The organism is Hydrogenothermus marinus (assembly GCF_003688665.1).
Classification (GTDB): Bacteria; Aquificota; Aquificia; order Aquificales; family Hydrogenothermaceae; genus Hydrogenothermus; species Hydrogenothermus marinus.
Window position 1 is genome coordinate 168,764 of the sequence record NZ_REFO01000011.1, and the last position, 25,215, is coordinate 193,978.

Genomic DNA, 25,215 nt, shown 5'->3' on the forward strand with positions numbered 1-25,215 from the left:
CATTTATAAAATAATTTCTTTTGCTTTTAAAATTTCAGGAATTTGTTGTATTTCTTCAAGAATTGTTTTGTTTAATCTATCATCAAGTTGTAATGCACCAAGAGCAATTTTTCCTTTTTCAAGTCTTCCAAGTCTAAATCCTGCTATATTTATATTATGTTTAGCAAGTATTTCTCCTATTTTAGCTATTACTCCTGGAACATCTTTGTTTTCAAATATTAATATAACTCCTGTAGGCTCAATATCAATCCAGTAATTATCTATTAGCATAATTCTTGGTATTTTTCCATAAAATGCAGTTCCACCAACAACCTTTTCTTCTTTCTCATTTTTAGCAGTAATTTTTATGAAATCTTTAAAGTTTTCCCCTCTTTCTTTGGTTGTTTTTACTATATTAATTCCTCTTTCCTTTGCTATATATGGAGCATTAATAATATTTACTGGTATATCCAGGGCTGGTGATAAAAATCCTTTTAAAACATAAGCAGAAATCGGGTCTATATGTTCCTTTATATCTCCTCTTGTTTCTATAATTATCTCTTGGAAATTTCCTCCTGCATATTGGGCTAATAAACTTCCAAGTTTTTCTGCAAGTTCAAGATATGCTTTTATAGAAGCAAGTCCTTCTGTAATTGTAAATGGTGCGTTTACTGCAGATTCTACAAATCTTCCTTTAAGAGCATTTATTACCTGTTGTGCAACTTTTATAGCAACATTGTCTTGAGATTCATAAGTATTTGCTCCTATATGTGGAGAAAGGCTAATATTATCAAACTCAAAAAGTCTTCTTATTTTCTCATCTGGAGGTTCTTTTGAAAATACATCAAGGCCAATTCCTGCAAATTTACCTTTTTTCATATATTTATATAATGCATCTTCATCAACAATACCACCTCTTGCTGCATTTACAAAATAAACACCATCTTTTAATAATCCAATCTCTCTTTCTCCTATCATTCCTTTAGTTTCTTCAGTTAAAGGACAATGAAGTGTAAGTATATCCACTCTTTTTAATAAATCATCAAGATTTTCAACAAGTTCAACACCAAGTCTATCGCCTTTTTCTCTTGGAATATATGGATCATATGCTATTACTGTTGCTCCTGATGCTTTACATCTTATTGCAACTTGAGAACCAACATTTCCAAGTCCTATAATCCCAACAACTTTTCCATTTAACTCTTCACCCATAAATTTTTTTCTATTCCAGTTTCCTTTAAGCATATCTTCATGGGCAAGATGTAATTTTCTTAAAATAGCATACATATGAGCCATTGTAAGCTCTGCGGCACCTACAGTATTTGCTCCTGGTGTATTTACTACTAATATTCCTCTTTTAGAACATTCTTCTAAATCTACATTATCAACACCAACTCCTGCTCTACCAACAACTTTTAATTTTTCTGCTCTTTCTAAAAGCTCTTTAGTTACAGGTGTTCTACTTCTTGTAATTATTGCATCATAATCTTTAATTATTTCAAGAAGTTCTGCGAACTGAATTTCTGGCTGGTAATCTACTTCTATATCTTCTTCCTGATTTAAAATATCTAAACCTTTTGTTGAAATATGATCAGCTACTAAAACTTTAAACAAGATTTACCTCCTACTACTTGATTAAAATTAAATTATACTTCAAAATTAGATATAAAGTTATAATAATTTTATTGTTTTTAAGGAGGTTAAGATGGATACTGAAAGTCAATGGTGGGAGCTTGCAGGAATAATATTTTTTACTTTTATGGTTGTAACTGTTGGTCTTTTATGGGGACTTGCTATAAAAGCTAGTTATAATGAAGAAAAAATGAAACAAAAACAAAATCAAAAGGAAAATCAAGATGGAAAATGAAAAAAAGGGTTTAAACTGGCCTTTGATAGTAATTACTGGATTTGGTGTTGTTGGAGTTTTTATAATAACTTTTATATTTGTTCAACAACTTGCAATTAGAACTGTAAAAGAAGCTATTTTACTTGAAAAAGCATATCCAAAAGTAAAACCTCAAGAATATATAAATGAGTTAAAAATAGAAGCTAAAAAAAATAAATTAACATTAATAGAAATAGCAAAATCAGATAAAGTTTTTGTATATCAATTAATAAAAAAAGATTTACTAAAAAAATTTATGGAAGAAGTTCCAAATGCATCTATCTCTGCAGTAGTTACACTATCTATATATGATTTAGGAGATGGAACTTCTATTGTTGCTACAAATCCTTATATATGGGATATGATACTTCCATCAAACTATTTAGATGATATTGTTCAAAATTATAGTCAGGAAATTTCTCTTATTTTAGATGATATTTATTGGAAATTAAAAGAGAAAAAGAAGGAGCTAAAATAATGCCATATATAGTAAGAGTTAGAAAAGAATTCCAAGCAGCTCATTTTTTAACAGATTACCATGGAAAACCAGAACCTCTCCATGGACATACTTGGGAAGTTGAAATATTTATAAGAGCAGATAAGCTTGATAAAGGTGGAATGGGTTTTGATTTTATAGAGATAGATAAATTTTTAGATGAGATATTACCAAATTATAAATGTATGAATGATATATATGATTTTTCTCCAAGTGCAGAAAATGTTGCAAAATATCTATATGATAAAATTAAAGAAAGATATCCATCTCTTCAAAAAGTTGTAGTATGGGAAACAAAACATGGTGGAGCAGAATATTATGAAGAATAAAATAATATTTTTAATCTTATTTCTAATTGGATTTGCTTATGCTGATACTTTAATAATTAATAAAAAAGGAAAAGATACTTATATACAAGAAGAAAAATTTATGTTTGCAGAAGGTGAAAATGTAATTGGTCCTATAAAACTTATTCCAATTATATCTTCTTCATTAATTAAAGTAGAATTAAAAAATGGCTATTTAATAAGTTATCTTTTATCAGATTTTAATAAAAACTGGGAAAAAAATTTAAAAGGAAAAATAGTATCTGTAGAAGGAAATGGAAGATTTATAACTGGAAAAGTAATAGATATACAAGATAACTATATAATAATTGATACTCCAAAAGGTATTACAATCACTACTATTCCAAAATTTCCAGCAAGAATATCTTTAAAAGGAAAATTTCAAGATAGTTTCTCACCAACTTTAAATTTAAAGATTTATTCAAAAGATATTCAAGAAAAAACAATAAAAATTATTTATCCTGTTGAAGGTATTAAATATTCAATGAAATATATTGAGGAAAATAAAAGATTAACTGCTTATTTTATACTTGAAAATAATACTCCTGTTGATTTTAAAAATATAGATTTAGTTTTAAAAGGAAACTTTTTTACAAAGAAATTTAAAAATGTATATCTACCAGCTTTTAGTAAAAAAGTAATAAAAGCAGATATCCCTCCAGAAAAATATGAAGAAGGAATTATTTATAAATACAAAAATCAAACTTTTAACAAAACAACTATATATAAAAGCAAGTAATGGCAACTTTATATGTTGTGGCAACACCAATTGGAAATCTTGAAGATATTACATTTAGAGCTATTAAAATTTTAAAATCTGTAAATTATATTGCTTGCGAAGATACAAGACAGACAAAAAAACTTTTAAATCATTATGGAATAGAAGGTAAAAAATTAATATCCTACTTTGAGCATAATGAAGAAAAATCTGCAGAAAGAATACTAAAAATATTAGAAAAAGAAGATGTTGCTTTAGTCTCAGATGCAGGAACACCAACTTTATCTGACCCTGGATATAAACTTGTAAAACTTGCTTATGAAAAAGGCTTTAAAGTTTCTCCTATACCGGGAGCATTTGCAGGAGCTACTGCTTTATCTGCTTCAGGACTTCCTACTGATAAATTTTTATTTGTAGGATTTTTACCAAATAAAGATACTAAAAGAAAACAGCAGTTAGAATGGCTAAAAGAATGTGGAATTACTTTTATTTTATATGAAAGTCCAAAAAGGGTTTTAAAAACATTACAAGCAATACAAGATATATTACCTTCGTCAGAAGTTGTAGTTGCAAAAGAACTTACAAAAATACATGAAGAATTTATAAGAGGAAAAGCATCTGAAATAATTAAATATCTTGAAGAAAATCCAGACAAACTAAAAGGAGAGTTTGTAATTATATGCTATCCAGAAGAAGAAAAAGAAAGTAGTAAAGAAGATATGATAAAAGAGATAAAAACTTTAAAAGAAAAAGGAATAAAAACTAAAGAGATAGCAAAAAAAGTTGCAGAAAAATACAATATTTCAAAAAAGGAAGCTTATAATTTAGCAATAGAGGAAGAAAATGAAAAAAGTGATATTTGAAGGAAAAGATATTTTCCCAACTAAAATATTATGTGTTGGTAGGAATTATGTAGAACATATAAAAGAGTTAAATAATAAAATTCCAGATGATATTGTATTTTTTATAAAACCAAACTCTTCTATTTCAGGTCAGATTATAAAACCAGCCAAAAAATGTAGATATGAAGGGGAAATATCCTTTTTAATATTTGATAATCAGATAAAAGCAGTTGGATTTGGAATAGATTTAACCTTAGTAGAAGAACAAGAAAAAGCAAAAAAAGAAGGACTTCCTTGGGAAAAAGCAAAAGCCTTTGATAACTCTGCTATTTTTTCAGAATTTGTAGAAATAAATAATTTAGAAAATTTACAGATGGAGCTTTATATAAATGACAATCTAAGACAAAAAGTAGATATAAGCTTAATGATATATAAGCCATATCAGATAATACAAAAAGCCTGTGAATATTTTTCATTTAAAAATGGAGATATTTTAATGACAGGAACGCCAAAAGGAGTTGGATATTTTGAAAAAGGTGATAAATTTGTAGGAAGAATTTTAAAAAATAATGAAATTATTGTAGAAAAAGAATGGATAGTAAGATAGTAACAGCAGACGGAACAGAAACTTTTTTTAATAAAGAATATAATGAAGCTTACCATAGTACAAAAGCAGGAGCTTATACTGAAAGTCTTCATAAATTTATAAATCCAACAAAAATAAAAGAACTGGCAAAAAATCAAAATCAGATAAATATTTTAGATGTAGGTTTTGGTCTTGCATATAATGTTGCAGTCTGTTATACAGAAGCTATAAAAGTAAATCCGGATATAAAACTTAATATCATCTCAATTGAAAAAGATGAAAAAAATTTTGAAAGAATAAAAAAGTTTAATATTCCTACCGAATTAGAAAAAGCTTATCAAATAATAAATTTAGGTATTTTTGAAAAAGAAAATGTAGGAAAAAATGAATATAAAATTTATAAAGTAGAAAATAAAAATCTAAATCTAAAAGTAATTTTAGGAGAAGGAAGACAGATTTTAAAAGATTTATCCTTAGAAATTTCAAACTTTTTTGATGGAGTGTTTTATGATGCATTTTCTCCAAAGGTTAACACAGAGATGTGGACTGTAAATATTTTTAAGATAGTTAAAAATTTAATGAAAGAAAAAGCTATTTTGGCAACTTATAGTGCATCTTTAGCAGTTAGAAAAGGTTTAATAGAAGCAGGTTTTAAGATAGGTCTTGTTGAACCAATAGGAAGAAAAAGTTATTCAACAGTAGCAACAATAAATGGTAGTATTCCACCTTTAACAGAAAAAGAAGAAAAAAGATTAAAAGAATCTCCTTATGCTACTTCTTATTATGATAATGAGAACTTAGACTTACCAAAAGAAATCATAAAAGAAAACTGGGAAAAAAGATTAAAAGATAAACTTTAGCTACTTCTTTTTATTAAAAAGCTTATATATCCAATAAATAAGATAATAAAAAGAATAAATAAAATATTTTTATACTTAATCCAAAAAGTATTTTCTGATAAAAGTTTAACATCTGCAATAAGAATATCTCTTTTAAATAATGGTAATTTTTTTTCTACTGTACCATCAGGTAAAATTACTGCAGAAATTCCTGTATTTGTAGCTCTTATTAAAAATCTGCCGGTTTCAACTGCTCTAATTCTTGCCATCTCAAAATGCTGAAAAGGAGCAGAAGTTTTTCCAAACCATGCATCATTTGAAACATTTACAATAATATTTCCTTTTTTTGCAAAGTCTGATACAAAATTTGGGAATATTGCCTCAAAACATATTAAAGGAATAAACTTAAAATCTTTATAATTTAAAATATTCATTCTTTCTCCTGATTTAAAATCATATCCTTCAAGATATGGAAATAAACTTGAAAAAAGCTTAAAAGGAAAAGGAGTATATTCACCAAAAGGAACAAGCTTTATTTTGTTATAAAAATCAACTAAATTATGATTTTCATCAAATAAAAATAATGAGTTAAATAAATAAAGCTTATCATCAATATACATAAAGTTATCAAGTCCTATTAAAAATGGGATCTTATAAGGTTTTATCTCTTTAAAAAATTTATCCTTAATCTCACTTTCTGAAAAATAGAAAAATGGAACTGCAGATTCTGGAAGAATTATCAAATCAGGATTTTGTTTTACTGCTTTTTTAAATAAATTTAAATAAACATTAAGTATGTAATCAGAATATTTTTTATCATTTTGTTTAATATCTTCTTCTATATTTCCTTGTAAAATAGCTATTTTATAACTTTTTCCATAAAAACTTTTTTTATAAAATGAAAAAAATGTATAAGGAACTATAAAAATAATTACTGCTAAAGCAAAATAGATAATATTTTTTCTTTTAATTGAATAAAAAATCAAAGAAGAGATTAATATAACAATAAAAGAAAGTCCATAAATTCCAATATAAGATGCTAAATTTTCTATAGGATGCATATAAGAAATCATATAACCTGCTAAATTCCATGGAAACCCAGAATATGGAAAATACTCTCTTGATATTTCTATTAAAACCCATAAAAAAGGAGCTAAAAATATAGCAATTAATCCAAATCTGTTAATAAATCCTTTTAAAATTAAAGAAAATGAAACAAAATATAAAATAGAATAAAAAAAAGAAAATAAAATTAACAATAAAATAGAAACAAAAATATTTACACCACCATAATAATTAATGGCTTTTATTATCCAGTAATAAGAAAATAAAGCAAAAGAAAAACCAGTTATAAAAGAATAAAAAAGAGTATATTTATAACTATTTTCAGCAGTTAACTGAAATAATATAAAAAAGCCTATAATAAAAGCAAAAGGAATATAAAAGTTAGGTAAAGAGATAGACAATAAAATTCCTGCGACTATAGACAAACTTGTATTTTTCATTATAATTTTAGTCATAGATAAACCTTAAAATTTGTTTTATTTAATTTTAATAAAAAATATAAAAAAGAGGTAATGTAAAATGGGAAAACTAAAAATAGTAATAGATAGAATTACATGTGAAGGAATTGGACCTTGTGCTGAAGAAACAGATTTAATAGAACTTGACAAAAGACATAAAGCAGTATTTTTAGAGCCTGGCAAAGACAAAGAAGAACTTTTTAAACAGTTAGAAGAAAAGAAAAAACAGGTTGTAGAAGTAGAAGTTCCTATTGACAAAGAGGAAGAAATTTTTAGAGCAGCTGAAGCTTGCCCAGTAGATGCAATTATAATATATGATGCAGAAACAGGAGAACAACTTTATCCATAAGAGATTAAAATGCTAAATAAAATTTATCAATGGTATGAAGCAGGAATTAAATACACTTTAATTGTAATTCCTATTATATTATTTATTGTTATGGCTTATTTATATGTAAAATCAAGCTAAAATAGGTAAAAAATATGAAAAAAATAATAATTTTTTTACAGATTATAGCCATAGGTATTTTATCTTTCAGCTGTACAAGAATGTATAACTCAAATGAAGTTTCAGTATATGATACAAATACAGTATTAACATATGAAGAAGGAGTTGTTGAGGATATAAAACCTGTAATTATAAAAGATGATGGAAGTGGAACATTTATAGGGGCAGCTATCGGTGCTGTTCTTGGAAGTTTTATAGGGGAAGGGAAAGCAACATCTTTATCTACTTTATTAGGTGGTTTGGTTGGAGCTTATGCAGGAAATCAACTTGACAAAGCAAATGCAGAAGAACTTTTTATTAAATTAGATAATAGTAGAAAAATAGTTGTAATTGTAAAAGGTGTAAATATTCAAAAAGGAGATAGAGTTAGAATTATAAAAGAGGGAAATAAAATAGTTAGAGTTGAAAGAATAACATAATTGAATTTTTTTATCTGAATATGTTAACTTATTCTTAATATTAAGTTAACAAAATGGAAATAAATTGAAATTAATAGAAAAAAACTTCTCAAAATATAGCCAATTTTATGAAAAATATGCAAACATTCAAAAAGAAGTTTCTTTAGAATTTAAAAAATATTTTTTCGTAGGTAAAGGTTTAGATTTAGGATGTGGAACTGGATTTTTAACACAAGTAGTCAAAAATGATTTTAATAAAATAATTGGAGTAGATATTTCCAAAAATATGATTGATATTTACAATAAAAAAGGATTTATAGGAATTACAGCAGATATTCAGAGTTTACCTTTTAAAAAAAATAGCATTGATTTTGCAGTTTCAAGTTTTGCTCTTCATTGGACAGATATTAAAAAATCTTTTAAAGAAATTTATAGAGTTTTAAAAGAAGAAGGAAAATTTGTATTTAATATTCCAATTAAAGACTCTCTTTCAGAAATACATAATATTTTAGATAAAGAAACATTTAAGTTTTATTCAAAAGATTGTGTTGTAGAAAGTTTAAAGCCTTATTTTAGAATTGAAAATATAACTATCAAGCAAAAAAAATTATCCTTTGAAAACGGTAAAGATTTATCTCTTTATTTTAAACTTACAGGAACTTCTCTCAATCAAAAAGACAAAACCATAGGAGAAAAGCTAAAAAATATAAAAAAACTATTTAATACAAGCTATCCTATAAATACTAAATTTAAGCTATTATTTATTGAGGCAATTAAGAGTTAACTTTATTTGCTCTAAAAATTCTCATTTTTTGCCCATCTATAATCTCATATTCAGGTTCAAAAACCTCTTCAGAAGAAAATAAATCTTTAACATTATAATTTGCACAGATAGCATTTATAGCTTTTTTTATTTCCTCTTTATCCATTACATCTGTTTCCCAGTAAGTTGCAAAAACAAGATTTCCTTCTGCATCATGTATTGCAAGTCTTACCTCATCTACTAATTTTTCTGTAGGATCGCCATATAAAGTTAATGTTGCATATAAATCTTTATTTTCCATTTTATACATCCTTTTTAGATAAAATTATAACCTATACTTTTATATTTTCGATAAAATTTTTTATTTAAAAAAGTTTTAGGAGGTTTGAGAATGAAAAAAATTTTAATACCTATCTTGGCAGTTGGCTTACCTGTTTTTGCTTCAGAAGTTTCAGAGAATAATGAAGAATCTAAGGAACTTGGAGTAGAGTTTTCTGTTGACTACTGGGTGGCTTTTCCTGATGGAAATATAAATGTAGAAGGGAAAAATTATGGTATGGATACTATTGGATATGATAAAGCAAAAGATATAGGAGCTAAATTTATATATGAAGGACTTTTAGACAAAAACTTAAATCTTGTTTTGGCATATACACCTATTAAATTTGAAGCAAAAGATAAAGAGGCAACATCTAATATATCTATAAAAGAGTTTAACGTAGCTCCTAGTGAAAAATATGAAAGCAAATATGATTTTAATAATTATGATTTTGGGCTTTTATATGATATTGAGGAACTAAAAGAAAAAACAGAAGATAGATTGGATATAAGAGTTGGTGCAAGTTTAAGATATTTAAATGCAAGTATGGAATTTAAAGCTGAAAATGGCTCTGAATATAAAAAAGATTATTCAAGTTTAAAACCTATGTTTGATATTGAAGCAGAAACAGAAGTTTTACCTGTAAATCAAGATTTAACTGCTGAAATTATTTTAGAACTACAGTCTTATGTATGGAATGGAGAGTATTTACATGATTTTATAGATTCTGCAAGGGTAAATTATAAACATTTCTTTGTAGAAGCAGGATATAGAGTAATAAAATATAAACTTAAAGATGGAGATATAAAATCTAAAAATACTGCAGAAGGATTCTTCTCAAGTGTAGGTGTTATGTTTTAGTCTATATTTAAGATGATATAATACTAAATTGCACAATTTAGTAACTTTTTAAGGAGGATTTCTATATTGCCACTTAATGAATATAATCCTGCACAGATAGAAGAAAAATGGTATAGAAATTGGCTAAAGGATAACATATTTTACGCTACTCCTGAAAATGAAGCAGAATCTTTTTCTGTTGTAATGCCACCGCCAAATGTTACTGGAAGTCTTCATATTGGCCATGCTTTAAATATAACTCTTCAAGATATTTCTGTTAGATATAAAAGAATGAAAGGTTATAACACTTTATGGCTACCAGGATTTGATCATGCAGGAATTGCTACTCAATGGGTAGTTACAAGACAGCTTGAAGAAAAAGGAATAAAAAGATTTGATTTAGGAAGAGAAAAATTTATACAAAAAGTATGGGAATGGGTACCAAAAGCAAGAGATACTATAAAAAAACAGGTTGAAAAAATTGGAGCATCTTGTGATTGGTCAAAACAAAGATTTACTTTAGATGAAGGTTTTGCAAGAGCAGTAAGGGAAGCATTTTATAGACTTTATAAAGAAGGATATATATTTAAAGCACCTTACATAGTTAACTGGGACCCAAAAGATAGGACAGCTATTTCTGATCTTGAAGTTGAGTATAAAGAAGAAAAAGGAAATCTTTGGTATATAAAATATCCAGTAGTTGATGAAAATGGAAATGAAACAGGTGAATATATTACTGTAGCTACAACAAGACCAGAAACTATGCTTGGAGATACTGCAGTAGCAGTACATCCTGAAGATGAAAGATATAAACATTTAGTAGGCAAAAAAGTAAAACTTCCATTAGCAAAAGAGATAAGAAAAACATGGGATGATAAAGAAGTTTCAAATCTTATTCCAATAATAGCAGATGAATATGTTGATCCAGAATATGGAACAGGAGCAGTAAAAATAACACCAGCTCACGATCCAAATGATTTTGAAGTAGGTAAAAGACATAATTTACCTATGGTAATAGTTATGGATGAATCTGCTACCATGAATGAAAATGCAGGAGAGTTTAAAGGGCTAAATAGATTTGAAGCAAGAAAAAAAATAGTAGAAAAACTTAAAGAAATAGGACTTTTAGAAAAAATAGAAGACATAGTCCATAGTGTCGGACATTCTCAAAGATCAGGAGCAGTCGTAGAGCCATATCTTTCCATACAATGGTTTGTTAATACCAAAAAGCTTGCAAAAAATGCTATAAAAGTTGTAGAGAATGAAGATATAAGATTTATTCCAAAACAATGGGAAAAAACCTATTTAAACTGGATGTATGAGATTAGAGAGTGGTGTATATCTAGACAGATATGGTGGGGACATAGAATCCCTGTATGGTATTGTCAAGATTGTAATAATGTAAATGTATTTAATGATGAAATTTTTGAAAATATTGCAGATAAAGTAATATTTAATATCTATGCAGATACAAGAATATCTCAGTTTTTTACATTAAAAGAGTTAGAAAGCTATTTAAACAGCCAAAACTTTACTCATTCAGATAAAACAAATCTTGAGTTTTATGAAAAGATTGTTTTCAAAAAAGATATACCTCAATTAAAAAAAGAAAATCTACACCAGTTTTTAGATAAAAATTATAAAAAGGTTCCTTCATTAAATAAAGAAAATAATGAAGATTTTATAGGTTTTGTACCACATGCAATTTTCTATATGTATATTAATGGATATATAAAAGATAATTTTACAGCTGAAGATATTTTAAAAGCTTACAAAGAACATGAAAAAGAGATAAAAGATATTCTAAATATGTTCTTAAATAGAATAAAAAAAGAGGAAATCTTAAAAGATAAAGAAAAATTAGAAAAATGGCTTATAGATCATGCATATGGTAACTGCAAAAATGGAAGAATTTTCTTTTCAGAAATAGATGGCAGTTTTGGAATTATTGAAGAAAGTATAAAAGATGTTTATTACTTTATAGATTTAAAATGTGAAAAATGTGGAAGTAGAAACTTAAAACAAGAAGAAGATGTACTTGATACTTGGTTTTCATCAGGACTTTGGCCATTTGGAACTCTTGGTTGGCCTGAAAATACAAAAGAGCTTAATAAATATTATCCAACTTCATTACTTGTAACTGGATTTGATATTATCTTCTTCTGGGTTGCAAGAATGATAATGATGGGAATGCATTTTATGAAAGAAAAACCATTTTCAGATGTGTATATTCATGCTCTTGTTAGAGATGAAAAAGGCGAGAAAATGTCTAAAACAAAAGGAAATGTAATAGATCCTTTAGATATGGTTAAAAAATATGGAGCAGACTCTTTAAGATTTACTTTAGCTGCTTTAGCAGCTCAAGGAAGAGATATAAAACTTTCAGAAAAAAGAATAGAAGGATATAAACATTTTGCAAATAAAATCTGGAATGCATCCAAATATGTCCTTCAAAATATAGATAAAGCAACTGTAGTTTCAGATATTTTATCTCTCAATTTATCAGAAGAAGATAAATGGATAATATCTAAACTTCAAAAAACTATAAAAAAATTAGAAGATGCATTAACAAGTTATAGATATAATGATTATGCAAATAGTATTTATGACTTTTTCTGGCATGATTACTGTGATTGGTATCTTGAGTTTACAAAAGAAAGAATATACAAAGGCTCAGATAAAGATAAACAGACAGCAATATCTGTATTAATCTATGTTTTAGACCAGTCTATGAGACTTTTACATCCAGTTATGCCATTTATTACTGAAGAAATATGGCAAAAAATACCTACAAAAGATAAAGAGTATTTACCTATAGCTAATTTCCCTGAATATGATGAAAATAAAGTTTTTGAAAAAGAAGAACAGTTAGTAGAAGATATTAAAGAGATGATTATTGGAATTAGAGCAACAAGGGCAGATTTTGGTATCCAGCCTTCAAGAAAAGTAGATGTATTTATAAAACCTACAAATAAAGAAATAGAAAGGGTTTTAAATAATTTAGTAAACTCATTAAAAGGACTTATAAAAGCAGAAAATCTAAAAATATCAACAGAACTTGAAAAACCAGAAAATATGGCAGTATCTATTTCAAAAATAGCAGAAAGTTATCTTGATATAGCCGGCGCTATTGATATAGAAAAAGAGTTAGAAAGACAGAAAAAAGTATTAAAAGATATTGAAAAATCTATATCTATATCTGAGAAAAAGCTTTCAAATGAAAACTTTGTAAAAAAAGCACCTGAGCATGTAGTAGAAAAGGAAAGACAGCTTTATAATGAACTAAAAGAAAAACAAGAAAAAGTTAGTAAAATAATTGAAAGCTTGAAAAAACTAAAATAAAAGGTAAAAGATGGAAGAATTTGTTGAGAAAATATTTTTAGAAAGTGCAAAACTTAAAGAAGAGTTTGCCTATCAATACTCTGAAGATATAGTAAATCTTGGTATTTTAATGGCTAAAAGGCTTAAAATGGGATATAAGATTTTAATATGTGGAAATGGTGGAAGTGCTGCAGATAGTCAGCATTTTGCCGCAGAGATAGTTGGAAGATTTGAAAAAGAAAGAAAAGGTTATCCTGCTATAGCTTTAACAACAGATACCTCAGCTTTAACAGCTATAGGAAATGACTATGGATTTGAAGAAATATTTTCAAGACAAGTAGAAGCTCTTGGAGAAAAAGGAGATATTCTTATTGGAATATCAACAAGTGGAAATTCAAAAAATGTAATAAAAGCAGTAGAAAAAGCAAAAGAATTAAATCTATTTACAGTAGGATTTTTAGGAAAAGATGGTGGTAAACTAAAAAATATAGTAGATAAAGCCTTTATTGTTCCTCATAATAATACTGCAAGGATTCAAGAAGTTCATCTGACCTTAGAACATACATTATGCAAAATAATAGATATGTATTTAACAGGAGAAATATCTTAAATATATGATGAGGGCTAAAAGCCCTCATTTTTTTTAAAACATTCCTGGAGGTTTTCCTTTAGATGTTATAAGTCTTTCTACAGGCTCCCCACCTAAGATATGTTTTTCAATAATTTCTTCTACATCATCTGGAGTAACCCTTCCATACCAAACTGCATCAGGATAAACAACTACATTTGGACCAAACATACAAGGCCCTAAGCATCCTGTTGGAGTTACTGCCATTTTACTCATTAATTCTGGTTTAGTCATTAAAACTTCTTGAAACTTAGTAAATATTTTGTCAGAGCCTTGAGCTCCACAAGATGGCATTCCTGGTGGTTTATTTTGCATACATACAAAAACATGTCTAAAAGTTTGATCTGCCATTTAGTTTCCTCCTTGAAAATTTTTTTAAAATTGTAAATCTAAATATTACTAAAAAAAAATGATTTAAGTTAGATTTTTCTTTTCCTGTTAAAATATATTGGCAAATTTTTAAAAGGAGCTTAAACTTAAAAATATGAAAAAGAAAAAAAGGTTAGCAGTAGCTTTAGACTTTACAACTATAGAAGAAGCAGAAAAATTTTTATATAATATTGAAGATAAAGATATAATTATTAAAATTGGATACTCTTTATTCATAAAGTATGGTACAGATATTACAGATTTTGTAAAAAACAGAGGTTTTGACCTGTTTTTAGATTTAAAACTTCATGATATACCAAATACAGTCTATAATGGGGTAAAAGCGGCTCTTTATACAGGAGCAGACTATTTGACAATTCATACCTTAGGTGGTATTAAAATGTTAGAAAAAGCAGTTGAAGCTAAGAAGGATTCAGATTTAAAATTACTTGGCGTTACAATATTAACAAGTCATGATGAAAAATATTTAGATTATATAGGTAGTAAATATTCTATTAAAGAATTAGCTTTAAAACTTTCAAAAAATGCAGTAAATATAGGTATAGATGGCATTGTTTGCTCTGCAGAAGAGGTAAAACAGATAAAAGAAGACATAAAGAAAGAATTTATAGCAGTAGTACCGGGAATAAGAACTGAAAAAATAGAAGGAGATGATCAAAAAAGAGTATTAACACCAGAAGAAGCTATAAATCTTGGAGCCGATATTATTGTTGTAGGAAGGCCTATAATAAAAGCAAAAGATCCAAATAAAAAAATTAAAGAAATAAAAGAAAGAATAAATTAATGAAACAAACTTTAAATTTAAAACTTTCAAATAAGCTTGTAATTACTTTAAGTTTAAAACAACAGATAAAAATTTTAACTTTAAATAAATTAGAACTTAAAGAAGAAATAAGACATGAGCTTGAGGAAAATCCATTTTTAGAAGAGATAGCAAATTTAGAATCTGATTATATGCCTTTAAAAGATTTATCTTCTTATTATAATGAAGATGAAGAGATTTCATTATCTAATAGAATAGCTTATACACCAACACTTTTTGATATCCTTGATTTTCAGATAGATTTAGAATTTGAAGGCAAAGAAAAAGATATTGCAAGAGAAATTATTGGAAATTTAGATGAAAAAGGTTTATTAGATGTAGATATAGAAGATATTGCAAATAAGCTTAAAGTTTCAAAAGAAAAAGTAGAAGAAGTTAGAAAAAGGGTTTTAAAATTAGAACCAACTGGTATTGGTGCTAAAAGCATAGAGGAATATTTAATTACTCAATATGAAGAAAGATATGGAAAAGATGAAGTTGTAGAAAAAATTATTAAAGAAGATGCTTTTTATCTAAATGATATTGAATATTTAAAAGAAAAATATTCTTCTATTCATGAAGAGGAATTAAAGGACAAAATCTGTAATATAAAGCAACTTACACCATATCCAACTTTTGATTTATCTTTGGATAATGTTCAATATATAGAACCTGATATATTTATTGTTGAAAAAGAAGATGGATTTGATATAAAAATAAATGAAACAGGTATTCCTAATTTAAAATTAACTACTCAGTATAAAAAATTAATTAATAAAAAAGATTTATCACCAGAAACTAAAAAGTTTTTAGAAGAAAAATTGGAAAAAGCAATAGGAATAATTAAAGGGATTCAACAAAGAAGAGAAAATTTAGAAAAGATAACAAAAGCTTTAGTAGAAGCCCAAACTGAATTTCTAAAAAAAGGTAAAGCATATTTAAAACCATTAACGTTAAAAGATATTTCTGAAAAAGTTGAATTACATGAATCAACTATTAGTAGAATTATTTCAAATAAATATGCATATACGCCTCTTGGGGTTATTCCTTTAAAATCTTTCCTTGCTTCAAAAGTAAGCAAGCTCAGTCAAGATATATCTTCAGAAAAAGTAAAATATCTTATAAAAGAGATTATTGAAAAAGAAGATAAGAAAAAACCTTTAAGTGACGAAGGAATATCTAAGGTACTTAGAAAAGAATATGGAATTAGAGTAGCAAGAAGGACAATAGCAAAATATAGAGAAGAATTAAAAATACCAAATTCAACTGCAAGGAGGAAGAAAAAATGAAGATTGAACATGTAGGAAAAAACATCCAAGTTACAGATTTTATTAAAGATTATGCAGAGCATAAACTGGAAAAATTAAAGCCATATTTGAAGGATATTGATATATCTGAAGATTCTGTTATTGTAAAAATAACCTATGATTTTGAAAAACATAGACATAGAAATAGAGTAGATATAGATATTTATTTTAATACTCCAGGCGGTGGAGTAATTCATGCATGGGAGGAAAGCAATGATTTATATGCAGCTATAGATTTTGTAATAGATGAAGTAGAAAGACAGCTTGTAAGATTAAAAGCAAGAAGAGTAGAAGAAAGAAGAAGACTTGCCAAACTAAAAGAACAAGAAAGAAGAACTGCAGTTGAAGAAGAAAGCATAAAAAAACCATTAATTACTTTAGAGCCTTTACCTATGGAAAAACCTATGACAGTTGATGATGCAAGACTATTACTTGAAGAAATGGGAGCATTTTTCTTACCTTTTAGAAATGCAGAAACAGGTGAAATTAATGTAATATATAGAAAAAAAGCTGGGAACTATGGACTTATAGCACCAGGAGTTTAAATAAAAAAAAAGGGGCTTATGTCCCCTTTTTATAAATATCTTCAAATGTTTTTCCTTTTTTTATAAATTCCAGCATTTTTAAATCTTCTTTTGAAAGGTTTGTTTTTTCTAATAAATCAGGCCTTTTTTTATATGTTTTTTCAAGCTGTTTCCATCTTCTCCATTTTTTTATTAATTCATGATGCCCAGATAATAAAATTTCAGGTACTTTCATATTTTTATATTCTGCAGGCCTTGTATAATTAGGATACCCTAAAAGATTGTCAGAAAAAGAATCCACTTTTAAACTATCTTCATCACCTACAACACCGGGAACTAACCTTGATACTGCATCTATAATTACAACAGCAGCAGGCTCACCACCTGATAAAATAAAATCTCCTATGGAAACCTCTTCATCAACAATTGTTTTTACCCTTTCATCAACTCCTTCATATCTTCCACAAATAATTAATATTTCATCCTTTTTAGAAAGCTCTTTTGCAAACTCTTGATTAAATCTTCTTCCCCAAGGCTCTGTAATTAAAACATAAGGTTTATATCCTTTTTCTAATATACTTTCATAAGCTTTAAAAATAGGTTCTGGTTTCAAAAGCATACCAGGGCCGCCGCCATATACTACATCATCTACAGTTTTATGTTTATCAGTAGTAAAATCTCGTGGATTTATATTTTCAATAGATATTAATCCTTTTTTTATAGCCTGTTTTATAATACCTGTCTCTTTTAATCCTTCAATAAGTTGTGGGAATATAGATATTGTGAAAAATTTTTTCATAATGAATAAATTATATCTTTTTTAGGAAATTACAAAAAGACTAAAATTAATGATTTTATAATTATGATGATTTAAATGAGAAAGGAAAGACTTGAATAAAATTAAAGCCCCTTTTAAAAAGGGGCTTTTAAAATATATTAAGCACCTACTGGTTCTTCAGCTTCTTTAACTTCTACTTCAACTTCTGGACCTTGCCAGAGACCATGTTTTGTGCAGTAGCTCATAGCTTGGAGTTTCATTTTTTTCTTAGTAGGAACAATATAAAAATCAACTTCAGCTTGAGAGCATTGGTTTCCTTGTGTTCCTGGAACAAATGTAGCTTGTCCTAAGAAAGTATCACCATCCCAAAGTTGAACCCAAGCAATGTAATGATCAAAATCATCAGGATGACAATATTCTTCACCAACTTTTACTTTAACTTTTAATTTTTGTCCTTTTACTGCTTCTCCTTCAACATGAACAAATGGAGAATGTCTGTCAATATAGTCTCTTTTAGCTTCTTTGTCAATTGTTGAAATATCAACATAGTTGTTTATTTTTGGCATTTTCATACCTCCTTAAGTATTTAATTTTGGTTTTTATTTTATTTCTAATATATGTATCTCTAAATGATATTTATCATTAATTAAATTATTATTTCTTGGAAGTCTTTATCCCATTTACCTAATAATGTTGGTTTTGTTGTAGAAATTTTCAATATATCTAAAAACTGATTTCTAGGAATTTCTATAGCCCCAAATCTAGCCATGTGAACTGTTGCTTGCTGACAATCTATAATATCAAATTTCCATTCTTGTAGTTTTTTTACTAAATAGACAAAAGCAACTTTTGAGGCATCTGAAACTATATGAAACATAGATTCTCCAAAAAATGCTCTACCAATTGAAACACCATAAAGTCCACCTACAAGCTTATTATCTATGTACGCTTCTACACTGTGAGCAATACCTATTTTATGAAGGTTTATATATGCTTCTATCATCTCCGTAGTTATCCAAGTTCCATCTTGTCCTTTCCTTTTTACAGTAGCACACATTTTAATAACATCTTCAAAATTTTCATCAAATCTAATCTCAAATTTATTCTTTTTTAATACTTTTTTTAAGCTTCTTTGGATTTTTAGATTTTCAGGAAATAACACCATTCTTGGATTAGGACTCCACCATAAAATAGGCTCATCTTCACTATACCAAGGGAAAATGCCATTTTTATAAGCAAAAATTAATCTTTCTACAGATAAATCTCCACCATAAGCCAAAGGAAAATCATCAGGTGCGAAATAAGGGTCTGGGAAATAAATATCTGGATTATTTTTATCAATAATAAATTTCATTTTTAAAACCTTTCGTTTATAATAACTAATATTAAATATATAAAAAGAGGTAAAAATCAATGGATATAAAAGTTTTTAGTGGAAAAATAAATACTCAAAGAGTGGATGCTCTTTTTATTCCTGTATTTTCTGATAAGAAAAATTTCTCTGAAGAAGTTGAACAATTAGATTTAGAACTAAATAATGCAATTTCAAAATTAAAAAAAGATCAAAAATTTAATGGTGATTTAGGAAAAAGCTTAGTAGTTCCTACTTTTGGAAAATTAAAAGCAAAATATATAGTTTTAATAGGTGCAGGTAGCAAGAAAAAAGCAGATCTTGATATTTTTAGAAGAGTAGGTGCAAATGCTGTAAAAGTAGCTAAAGGAATAAATGCAACTAAAATATTATTTGATTTAAAGAAACTTGATGTAAATGAAAATGAAGAAGATTTAGCTCAAGCGATTGTAGAAGGAATTATACTTGGAAGTTATTCTTTTGATAAATATAAATCTAAAAAAGATGATTTTGAGATAAAGAGTTTAAATATAAGAGTAAGTAAAAAACACAAAGAAAAAGCAGAAGAAAAAGTAGAGCTGGGAAAAATATTAGCTGAATCTCAAAACTTTACAAGAGATTTAGTAAATACACCTCCAAATGTTATAAATCCTGAGAAACTTGCAGAGATAGCTTTAGAACTTGGGAAAGAGTATGGAATTGAAGTAAAGGTTTATGATGAAGAAGAATGTGAAAAAATGGGAATGAATGCTTATCTTGCAGTAGCAAAAGGCAGTGCAAATCCTCCAAGATTTATACATTTAGTATATAAAGGAAAAAATCCAAAAGAAAAAATAGCCCTTGTTGGAAAAGGTTTAACATTTGATAGTGGTGGCCTTAATATAAAGCCAGGTGATTATATGAGATGGATGAAATCTGATAAATCAGGAGCTTGCGCCGTTCTTGGAATATTTAAAGCTTTAGGGCAGCTGAAACCTGAAGGTATAGAAGTTCATGGTGTTATAGCAGCAGCAGAAAATATGCCAGATGGTAAAGCATATAGACCTGATGATATATTAACTGCAAAAAATGGAGTTACTATAGAAGTAGGAAACACAGATGCTGAAGGAAGATTAACCTTAGCAGATGCCCTTTGTTATGCATCAGAGCAAGAACCAGATATATTAATAGATATGGCAACTTTAACTGGAGCTTGTGTGGTAGCACTTGGAGAATATACTGCAGGGATAATGGGAAATGATCAAAAATTAATTAATAATATTTTAAAAGTGTCAGAAAAAACAGGAGAATGGATGTGGCAACTTCCATTTAATGATATGCTTAGAGAAAGTATAAAAGCTCCAAATGCAGATGTTTATAATATTGGAAAATCAAGATACGGAGGAGCTATTACAGCTGGTTTATTCCTTGAAAAATTTGTGCCAGAAAATATTCCTTGGGCTCATATAGATATAGCTGGACCTGCCCATACAACATCAGGATGGTACTATCATCCAAAAGGTGGAACAGGATTTCCTGTTAGAACAATCACTCAGTTTTTATTAAAAAAAGCAAAATAAATTTAAGGGGTTATTCCCCCTTTTTATGTAAATTTTGTTAAAATATTAGTTAAATTTTAAATTTATAGAGGTTTTTTATGAGAATACATGTAGCCCATAGCCCAGATTCAGATGATGCTTTTATGTTTTATGCAATAAACCATAAAAAAATAGATACAAAAGGTTATGAATTTATAGATGTTTTATCTGATATAGAAACTTTAAATAAAGAAGCTTTAAAAGGTACATATGAAGTATCAGCTATTTCTATCCATGCATTTCCTTATGTTGCTGATAAATATGCTCTTTTATCAAGTGGAGCATCTATGGGTGATAATTATGGACCTATGGTAGTCGCAAAAGAAAAATTTGATATAAATCAGCTAAAAAATAAAAAAATTGCAGTACCTGGTACATTAACATCTGCATTCTTGGCACTTCAATTATTTTTAGAATCTAAAGATTTCAATTATGAAGTGATACCTTTTGATCAAATTATTCCTGCTGTTAAAGAAGGAAAAGTAGATGCAGGATTAATAATCCATGAAGGACAGCTTACTTACAAAGATGAAGGTTTAGAATGTATAGTTGACCTTGGAAAATGGTGGTATGAGAAAACAGAAGGACTACCTCTTCCTCTTGGTGGAAATGTTATAAGAAAAGATTTAGGCGAAAAAGTAATGAAAGAAATATCTGAGATATTGAAAGAAAGTATAAAATATTCTTTAGAACATAGAGAAGAAGCAGTTGATTATGCTTTAAAATTTGCAAGAGATATGACAAAAGAAAAAGCAGATAAATTCATTGGAATGTATGTTAATGATTTAACAGTTGATTATGGCCAAAGAGGGAAAAAAGCTATAGAATTATTTTTAAATGAAGCAAAAAATTTAAATTTAATTCCAGATATACCAGAGATCAAATTTGTGTAGGTAAAAGCTATGAGGATTTTATTAATTGATGAAAATCCAGAAACATATGAGGTTCTTAATGAGGTAGCAAAACTCAGTCAGTCAGAAATAATATATTTTGACGATATAATGAAAGCTGAAGATTTTTTAGATAAGTCTGAAACAGTTGATATCGATGGAATTATAACAGAAAAATATACTCAAAATAAGCCTATTGCAATAATTTTAAACATAGTAAAAGAAAAAAATGTAGATATTCCAATTATATTATTAACTACTAAAATTACAGAGGAAGAAGAAGAATATTTTAAAAAAATGGGTGTTTCTTCTATAATGTTAAAGCCATTCAATCCTCTTGAAGTTCTGACAGAAATAGTTGAAATATTGAAAAAGGAAAAAGGTGAAGAGTATGTAAAAGAAAGACTTCATACTACTGAAGCAGATAGATCCTCTTTAAAAAGGATTATTGAAAAGATTATTAATCTATTCAAAAAATTATTAGGAAAATGATATTTAACTCTTTAAAAGAATGGAAAAACAAACTTGTAGAATATTCAAGATATCCAGAAGTTTATGTAATTGTAGAAGGAAAAAATGATATAAAAACCCTCTCTAACTTAGGAGTAAAAAATCTATACTCATTAAAAGGAAAAAGATTTTATGATGTGGTAGAAGACCTTGAATACTGTAAGCTTTGCATACTTCTTTTAGACTTAGATAAACAAGGAGAAAAAATATTTAATAAACTCAAATTTATTTTAGAAAGAGAAGGAATTCCTGTAGAAATATCTTTTAGAGAGTATTTAAAAAATTTTAATATAAAAGAGATAGAAAATTTACCTATAGAGGAATTAAATGATTGCTAAAAGAATAATCCCATGTCTTGATGTAAATAAAGGAAGAGTTGTAAAAGGGGTAAATTTTGTAAATCTTATAGATGCAGGAGATCCTGTAGAAATAGCAAAAGCTTATGATGAGGCTGGAGCAGATGAGCTCGTTTTTTTAGATATTACTGCCTCAGCAGAAGATAGAGACATAATATTAGATGTTGTAAAAGAAACTGCAGAAACTGTTTTTATGCCTCTTACAGTTGGAGGTGGAGTTAGAAGTTTAGAGGATATAAGGAAACTTCTTGAAAGTGGAGCAGATAAAGTTTCAATAAATACTGCTGCAGTAAAAGAACCTATTTTAGTAGAAGAAGCAGCAAAAAGATTTGGATCTTCAACAATAGTAGTAGCAATAGATGCAAAAAAAGTAGAAGAAAATAAATGGGAAGTCTATATTAATGGTGGAAGAACAAAAACAGGGAAAGATGCTATAGAATGGGCTAAAGCAGTTGAAGATTTAGGAGCAGGAGAAATACTTTTAACTTCAATGGATAAAGACGGTACAAAATCAGGATATGATGTAGAGTTAACAAAAAAAATAAGCGAAACAGTATCTATTCCTGTAATTGCTTCTGGTGGTGCTGGTAAAAAAGAGCATTTTTATGAAGTTTTTCAAGAAGGAAAAGCAGATGCTGCATTAGCAGCATCATTATTTCATTTTAAAGAACTTACAATAAAAGAAGTAAAAGATTATCTTTTAGAAAAAGGAATAAATATAAGACCTGTGGAGGAAATATGAAAAAGAAATCTTTATTAATATTATTGATAATAATTTTAATAGCTATTGGTTATGCATATTTTGTAGGAATTATAGATTTTACAAAACCTAAGGTTATTTTTAAAGAAAAACCTCAGTTTGTAGGTGCAAATAAACATATAGAGTTTAAAGTAGAGGATAATAATCCAGGTATAAAATCAGTAGAAGTTTTTGTAATTCAAAATGAAAAAAATATAAAAATATTTGAAGATAAAAATGTACCAGAGGGAATAAAGGAAAAAGATTATTCCTTAGATATAAAAGCAAGACAGCTAAGACTAAGAGAAGGTAAAGCAAAAATATTAATAATTGCTCAAGATGGTTCCTTGCTAAAAAATAAAACTACATTAGAAATACCTGTAAAGGTTGATTTAACTCCACCAACTTTAAGTATTCTGTCTTCTCCTGCAACTATAATAAATGGTGGTACAGGATTTGTATTTTATAGAACATCAAAAGACATAGAAAAAACTGGCGTTAAAGTAGGAGATTTAGACTTTAAATGTTTTAATGGAATTTTTAAAAATCCAAATATATATGGTTGTGCATTTCCATATCCTTATTACTGGAATACAAAGAAACCTATTATAGTTTATGCTATTGATAAAGCAGGGAATAGTTCTCAAAACTCTTTAATGTATTTTTTCAAAAAAGTTAGATATAAAAGATCAATAGTTAATATAACAGATACATTTATAGAAACAAAAGTAAGACCCCTTTCAGATAAAGATATTCAAGATCCTATAGAGCTATTTAAATATGTTAATGTAGAAGTTAGGAAAAGAAATGAAGACAAAATCCACCAAATTACATCTGATGTAAAAATAATAAAGCCAATGTTCCATGGAAGATTTTTACAACTGAAAAATTCTAAAAGATTAGGTGGTTTTGCTGATTATAGAAAATATAGATATAAAGGAAAAATAATAAAAGGAGCAGATGCTTACCATAAAGGTATGGATTTAGCATCTATAAAAAATGCTCCTGTTCAAGCGGCAAATGATGGAATAGTTAGATTTGTAGGATTCTTAGGAATTTATGGAAACTCAATAATAATAGAGCATGGAATGGGTATATTTACTTTATATTCTCATCTTGCAGAAAGTAAAGTAAAAGTAGGAGATACTGTTGTAAAAGGACAAGAGATAGGAATAACAGACACAACAGGATTAGCAGTAGGAGATCATTTACATTTTGGTGTTTTAGTTCAAGGTCTTGAAGTTCATCCTATAGAATGGTTTGATAGAAGATGGATAAAAACAAGATTTGAAAATGAGTATAATAAAATAAAGAAATTATATGGAGGTGAAAAATAGATGAAATTTTTTATAGACACTGCAAATATTGATGAGATTAAAGAGGCAAACTCTTTAAAAATATTAGATGGTGTTACGACAAATCCAACTTTAATATCTAAAACAGGAAAACCTTTTATGGATGTTGTTAAAGAGATATTAGAAGAAGTACCAGATAAACCTGTAAGTCTTGAAGTTGCAAGCACAGATTATGAAGGAATGATAAAAGAAGGAGAATATTTAGCAGAATTTGGAAGTAATGTTGTAATAAAAATACCAATGACATTAGATGGATTAAAAGCAGTAAAACATTTTGAGTATAAAGGAATTAAAACAAATGTTACTTTAATATTTTCTCCTGCACAAGCATTACTTGCTATGAAGGCAGGAGCATCTTATATATCTCCTTTTGTTGGAAGACTTGATGATATAAGCCATACAGGAATGGATTTAATTTCTGATATTGTAAATATTAGGGATAATTATAATTTTGATACAGAAATAATAGTTGCTTCAGTAAGAAACCCAATTCATGTTATAGAATCTGCATTACTTGGAGCAGATATAGCAACTATACCATTTAAAGTAATATCTCAACTTGTAAAACATCCACTTACAGATATAGGACTTGAAAGATTTTTAAAAGATTGGGAATCTGTACCTAATAAACCATTTTAAAAGGG

The 25,215-nt window shown here is 27.5% G+C and carries 30 protein-coding genes; 23 read left to right on the forward strand and 7 right to left on the reverse strand.

The window, feature by feature from the left end; all coding sequences use genetic code 11:
* Positions 1 to 3: 3 nt before the first annotated feature.
* Positions 4 to 1,593 (reverse strand): phosphoglycerate dehydrogenase, encoded by a 1,590-nt coding sequence (serA, locus tag CLV39_RS03860; RefSeq protein WP_121922922.1) that lies wholly within the window; start codon positions 1,591 to 1,593, stop codon positions 4 to 6.
* A 91-nt stretch (positions 1,594 to 1,684) separates the two neighbouring features.
* Here serA and CLV39_RS08585 point away from each other — a divergent pair, with 91 nt between their 5' ends.
* The 7 genes from CLV39_RS08585 to CLV39_RS03890 are packed head-to-tail and all read left to right on the forward strand — an operon-like array spanning position 1,685 to position 5,713.
* Positions 1,685 to 1,846, forward strand: coding sequence for a hypothetical protein (locus CLV39_RS08585; RefSeq protein WP_170145602.1), 162 nt, complete (start codon positions 1,685 to 1,687; stop codon positions 1,844 to 1,846).
* Complete coding sequence (locus CLV39_RS03865; protein WP_121922923.1) at positions 1,836 to 2,342, forward strand: hypothetical protein; 507 nt, start codon at positions 1,836 to 1,838, stop codon at positions 2,340 to 2,342. The genes CLV39_RS08585 and CLV39_RS03865 overlap by 11 nt, the downstream gene beginning before the upstream one ends.
* Entirely contained in the window at positions 2,342 to 2,689 is a 348-nt protein-coding gene (locus CLV39_RS03870; protein WP_121923130.1) for a 6-pyruvoyl trahydropterin synthase family protein, read from the forward strand. Before CLV39_RS03865 ends, CLV39_RS03870 begins: the two co-directional genes overlap by 1 nt.
* Positions 2,679 to 3,446 (forward strand): hypothetical protein, encoded by a 768-nt coding sequence (locus CLV39_RS03875; protein WP_121922924.1) that lies wholly within the window; start codon positions 2,679 to 2,681, stop codon positions 3,444 to 3,446. Before CLV39_RS03870 ends, CLV39_RS03875 begins: the two co-directional genes overlap by 11 nt.
* Entirely contained in the window at positions 3,446 to 4,288 is an 843-nt protein-coding gene (gene rsmI / locus CLV39_RS03880; protein ID WP_121922925.1) for a 16S rRNA (cytidine(1402)-2'-O)-methyltransferase, read from the forward strand. The genes CLV39_RS03875 and rsmI overlap by 1 nt, the downstream gene beginning before the upstream one ends.
* Positions 4,269 to 4,874: a fumarylacetoacetate hydrolase family protein gene (locus CLV39_RS03885; protein WP_121922926.1), complete on the forward strand. Its 606-nt coding sequence runs from the start codon at positions 4,269 to 4,271 to the stop codon at positions 4,872 to 4,874. Before rsmI ends, CLV39_RS03885 begins: the two co-directional genes overlap by 20 nt.
* Positions 4,859 to 5,713: a tRNA (5-methylaminomethyl-2-thiouridine)(34)-methyltransferase MnmD gene (locus tag CLV39_RS03890; protein WP_121922927.1), complete on the forward strand. Its 855-nt coding sequence runs from the start codon at positions 4,859 to 4,861 to the stop codon at positions 5,711 to 5,713. The genes CLV39_RS03885 and CLV39_RS03890 overlap by 16 nt, the downstream gene beginning before the upstream one ends.
* On the opposite strand, the gene lnt is transcribed toward CLV39_RS03890, so the two are convergent.
* Entirely contained in the window at positions 5,710 to 7,212 is a 1,503-nt protein-coding gene (gene lnt, locus CLV39_RS03895) for an apolipoprotein N-acyltransferase (protein ID WP_121922928.1), read from the reverse strand. The two genes, CLV39_RS03890 and lnt, sit on opposite strands and share 4 nt — an antisense overlap.
* A 64-nt stretch (positions 7,213 to 7,276) precedes the next feature.
* On the opposite strand from lnt, the gene CLV39_RS03900 reads away from it, so the two are divergent.
* The 3 genes from CLV39_RS03900 to CLV39_RS03910 all read left to right on the forward strand — a co-directional run bounded on the left by CLV39_RS03900 (position 7,277) and on the right by CLV39_RS03910 (position 8,905).
* Positions 7,277 to 7,564, forward strand: a complete 288-nt coding sequence (locus tag CLV39_RS03900) for a ferredoxin (protein ID WP_121922929.1) — start codon at positions 7,277 to 7,279, stop codon at positions 7,562 to 7,564.
* Between the two features lie 134 nt (positions 7,565 to 7,698).
* The gene (locus CLV39_RS03905) at positions 7,699 to 8,142 is read left to right on the forward strand and encodes an outer membrane lipoprotein (protein ID WP_121922930.1); all 444 of its coding nucleotides are present in this window, start codon (positions 7,699 to 7,701) and stop codon (positions 8,140 to 8,142) included.
* Positions 8,143 to 8,206: 64 nt separating this feature from the next.
* On the forward strand, positions 8,207 to 8,905 hold the full coding sequence (locus tag CLV39_RS03910; RefSeq protein ID WP_121922931.1) for a methyltransferase domain-containing protein: 699 nt from the start codon (positions 8,207 to 8,209) through the stop codon (positions 8,903 to 8,905).
* Here the strand turns inward: CLV39_RS03910 and CLV39_RS03915 are convergent.
* Positions 8,895 to 9,185 carry a hypothetical protein gene (locus tag CLV39_RS03915; RefSeq protein WP_121922932.1) on the reverse strand — a complete coding sequence of 97 codons (291 nt, stop codon included), beginning with the start codon at positions 9,183 to 9,185 and terminating at the stop codon, positions 8,895 to 8,897. The genes CLV39_RS03910 and CLV39_RS03915 overlap by 11 nt on opposite strands.
* 90 nt (positions 9,186 to 9,275) lie before the next feature.
* Between CLV39_RS03915 and CLV39_RS03920 the strand changes: the two genes are divergently transcribed.
* The 3 genes from CLV39_RS03920 to gmhA all read left to right on the forward strand — a co-directional run bounded on the left by CLV39_RS03920 (position 9,276) and on the right by gmhA (position 13,974).
* A complete protein-coding gene (locus CLV39_RS03920; RefSeq protein ID WP_121922933.1) occupies positions 9,276 to 10,064 on the forward strand; it encodes a porin family protein in 789 nt (262 codons plus the stop codon).
* A gap of 66 nt (positions 10,065 to 10,130) precedes the next feature.
* Complete coding sequence (gene valS, locus CLV39_RS03925) at positions 10,131 to 13,385, forward strand: valine--tRNA ligase (RefSeq protein ID WP_121922934.1); 3,255 nt, start codon at positions 10,131 to 10,133, stop codon at positions 13,383 to 13,385.
* 10 nt (positions 13,386 to 13,395) lie between these two features.
* A complete protein-coding gene (gene gmhA, locus CLV39_RS03930) occupies positions 13,396 to 13,974 on the forward strand; it encodes a D-sedoheptulose 7-phosphate isomerase (RefSeq protein WP_121922935.1) in 579 nt (192 codons plus the stop codon).
* Between the two features lie 33 nt (positions 13,975 to 14,007).
* Here the strand turns inward: gmhA and CLV39_RS03935 are convergent, their stop codons facing one another.
* Positions 14,008 to 14,343 carry a (2Fe-2S) ferredoxin domain-containing protein gene (locus CLV39_RS03935; RefSeq protein ID WP_121922936.1) on the reverse strand — a complete coding sequence of 112 codons (336 nt, stop codon included), beginning with the start codon at positions 14,341 to 14,343 and terminating at the stop codon, positions 14,008 to 14,010.
* A 133-nt stretch (positions 14,344 to 14,476) separates the two neighbouring features.
* Between CLV39_RS03935 and pyrF the strand changes: the two genes are divergently transcribed.
* The 3 genes from pyrF to hpf are packed head-to-tail and all read left to right on the forward strand — an operon-like array spanning position 14,477 to position 17,036.
* Positions 14,477 to 15,166, forward strand: coding sequence for an orotidine-5'-phosphate decarboxylase (gene pyrF, locus CLV39_RS03940; protein WP_121922937.1), 690 nt, complete (start codon positions 14,477 to 14,479; stop codon positions 15,164 to 15,166).
* Entirely contained in the window at positions 15,166 to 16,473 is a 1,308-nt protein-coding gene (gene rpoN / locus CLV39_RS03945) for an RNA polymerase factor sigma-54 (RefSeq protein ID WP_121922938.1), read from the forward strand. The genes pyrF and rpoN overlap by 1 nt, the downstream gene beginning before the upstream one ends.
* Positions 16,470 to 17,036 (forward strand): ribosome hibernation-promoting factor, HPF/YfiA family, encoded by a 567-nt coding sequence (hpf, locus tag CLV39_RS03950; protein WP_121922939.1) that lies wholly within the window; start codon positions 16,470 to 16,472, stop codon positions 17,034 to 17,036. Before rpoN ends, hpf begins: the two co-directional genes overlap by 4 nt.
* 16 nt (positions 17,037 to 17,052) lie before the next feature.
* Here the strand turns inward: hpf and trmD are convergent, their stop codons facing one another.
* The 3 genes from trmD to aat all read right to left on the reverse strand — a co-directional run bounded on the left by trmD (position 17,053) and on the right by aat (position 19,147).
* Positions 17,053 to 17,814, reverse strand: a complete 762-nt coding sequence (gene trmD, locus CLV39_RS03955) for a tRNA (guanosine(37)-N1)-methyltransferase TrmD (protein ID WP_121922940.1) — start codon at positions 17,812 to 17,814, stop codon at positions 17,053 to 17,055.
* Positions 17,815 to 17,951: 137 nt separating this feature from the next.
* On the reverse strand, positions 17,952 to 18,359 hold the full coding sequence (locus CLV39_RS03960; RefSeq protein ID WP_121922941.1) for a desulfoferrodoxin family protein: 408 nt from the start codon (positions 18,357 to 18,359) through the stop codon (positions 17,952 to 17,954).
* An 80-nt stretch (positions 18,360 to 18,439) separates the two neighbouring features.
* Positions 18,440 to 19,147: a leucyl/phenylalanyl-tRNA--protein transferase gene (gene aat, locus CLV39_RS03965; RefSeq protein ID WP_121922942.1), complete on the reverse strand. Its 708-nt coding sequence runs from the start codon at positions 19,145 to 19,147 to the stop codon at positions 18,440 to 18,442.
* A gap of 59 nt (positions 19,148 to 19,206) precedes the next feature.
* On the opposite strand from aat, the gene CLV39_RS03970 reads away from it, so the two are divergent.
* The 7 genes from CLV39_RS03970 to fsa all read left to right on the forward strand — a co-directional run bounded on the left by CLV39_RS03970 (position 19,207) and on the right by fsa (position 25,210).
* Complete coding sequence (locus tag CLV39_RS03970; protein WP_121922943.1) at positions 19,207 to 20,703, forward strand: leucyl aminopeptidase; 1,497 nt, start codon at positions 19,207 to 19,209, stop codon at positions 20,701 to 20,703.
* Positions 20,704 to 20,780: 77 nt separating this feature from the next.
* Positions 20,781 to 21,614 (forward strand): MqnA/MqnD/SBP family protein, encoded by an 834-nt coding sequence (locus CLV39_RS03975; protein WP_121922944.1) that lies wholly within the window; start codon positions 20,781 to 20,783, stop codon positions 21,612 to 21,614.
* 9 nt (positions 21,615 to 21,623) lie between these two features.
* Entirely contained in the window at positions 21,624 to 22,103 is a 480-nt protein-coding gene (locus tag CLV39_RS03980; protein ID WP_121922945.1) for a response regulator, read from the forward strand.
* Positions 22,100 to 22,459, forward strand: a complete 360-nt coding sequence (locus tag CLV39_RS03985; RefSeq protein WP_121922946.1) for a toprim domain-containing protein — start codon at positions 22,100 to 22,102, stop codon at positions 22,457 to 22,459. The genes CLV39_RS03980 and CLV39_RS03985 overlap by 4 nt, the downstream gene beginning before the upstream one ends.
* Positions 22,449 to 23,219 (forward strand): imidazole glycerol phosphate synthase subunit HisF, encoded by a 771-nt coding sequence (gene hisF / locus CLV39_RS03990; protein ID WP_121922947.1) that lies wholly within the window; start codon positions 22,449 to 22,451, stop codon positions 23,217 to 23,219. Before CLV39_RS03985 ends, hisF begins: the two co-directional genes overlap by 11 nt.
* Entirely contained in the window at positions 23,216 to 24,553 is a 1,338-nt protein-coding gene (locus tag CLV39_RS03995) for a M23 family metallopeptidase (RefSeq protein WP_121922948.1), read from the forward strand. The genes hisF and CLV39_RS03995 overlap by 4 nt, the downstream gene beginning before the upstream one ends.
* Entirely contained in the window at positions 24,554 to 25,210 is a 657-nt protein-coding gene (fsa, locus tag CLV39_RS04000) for a fructose-6-phosphate aldolase (RefSeq protein ID WP_121922949.1), read from the forward strand.
* The last annotated feature ends 5 nt before the right edge of the window (positions 25,211 to 25,215 follow it).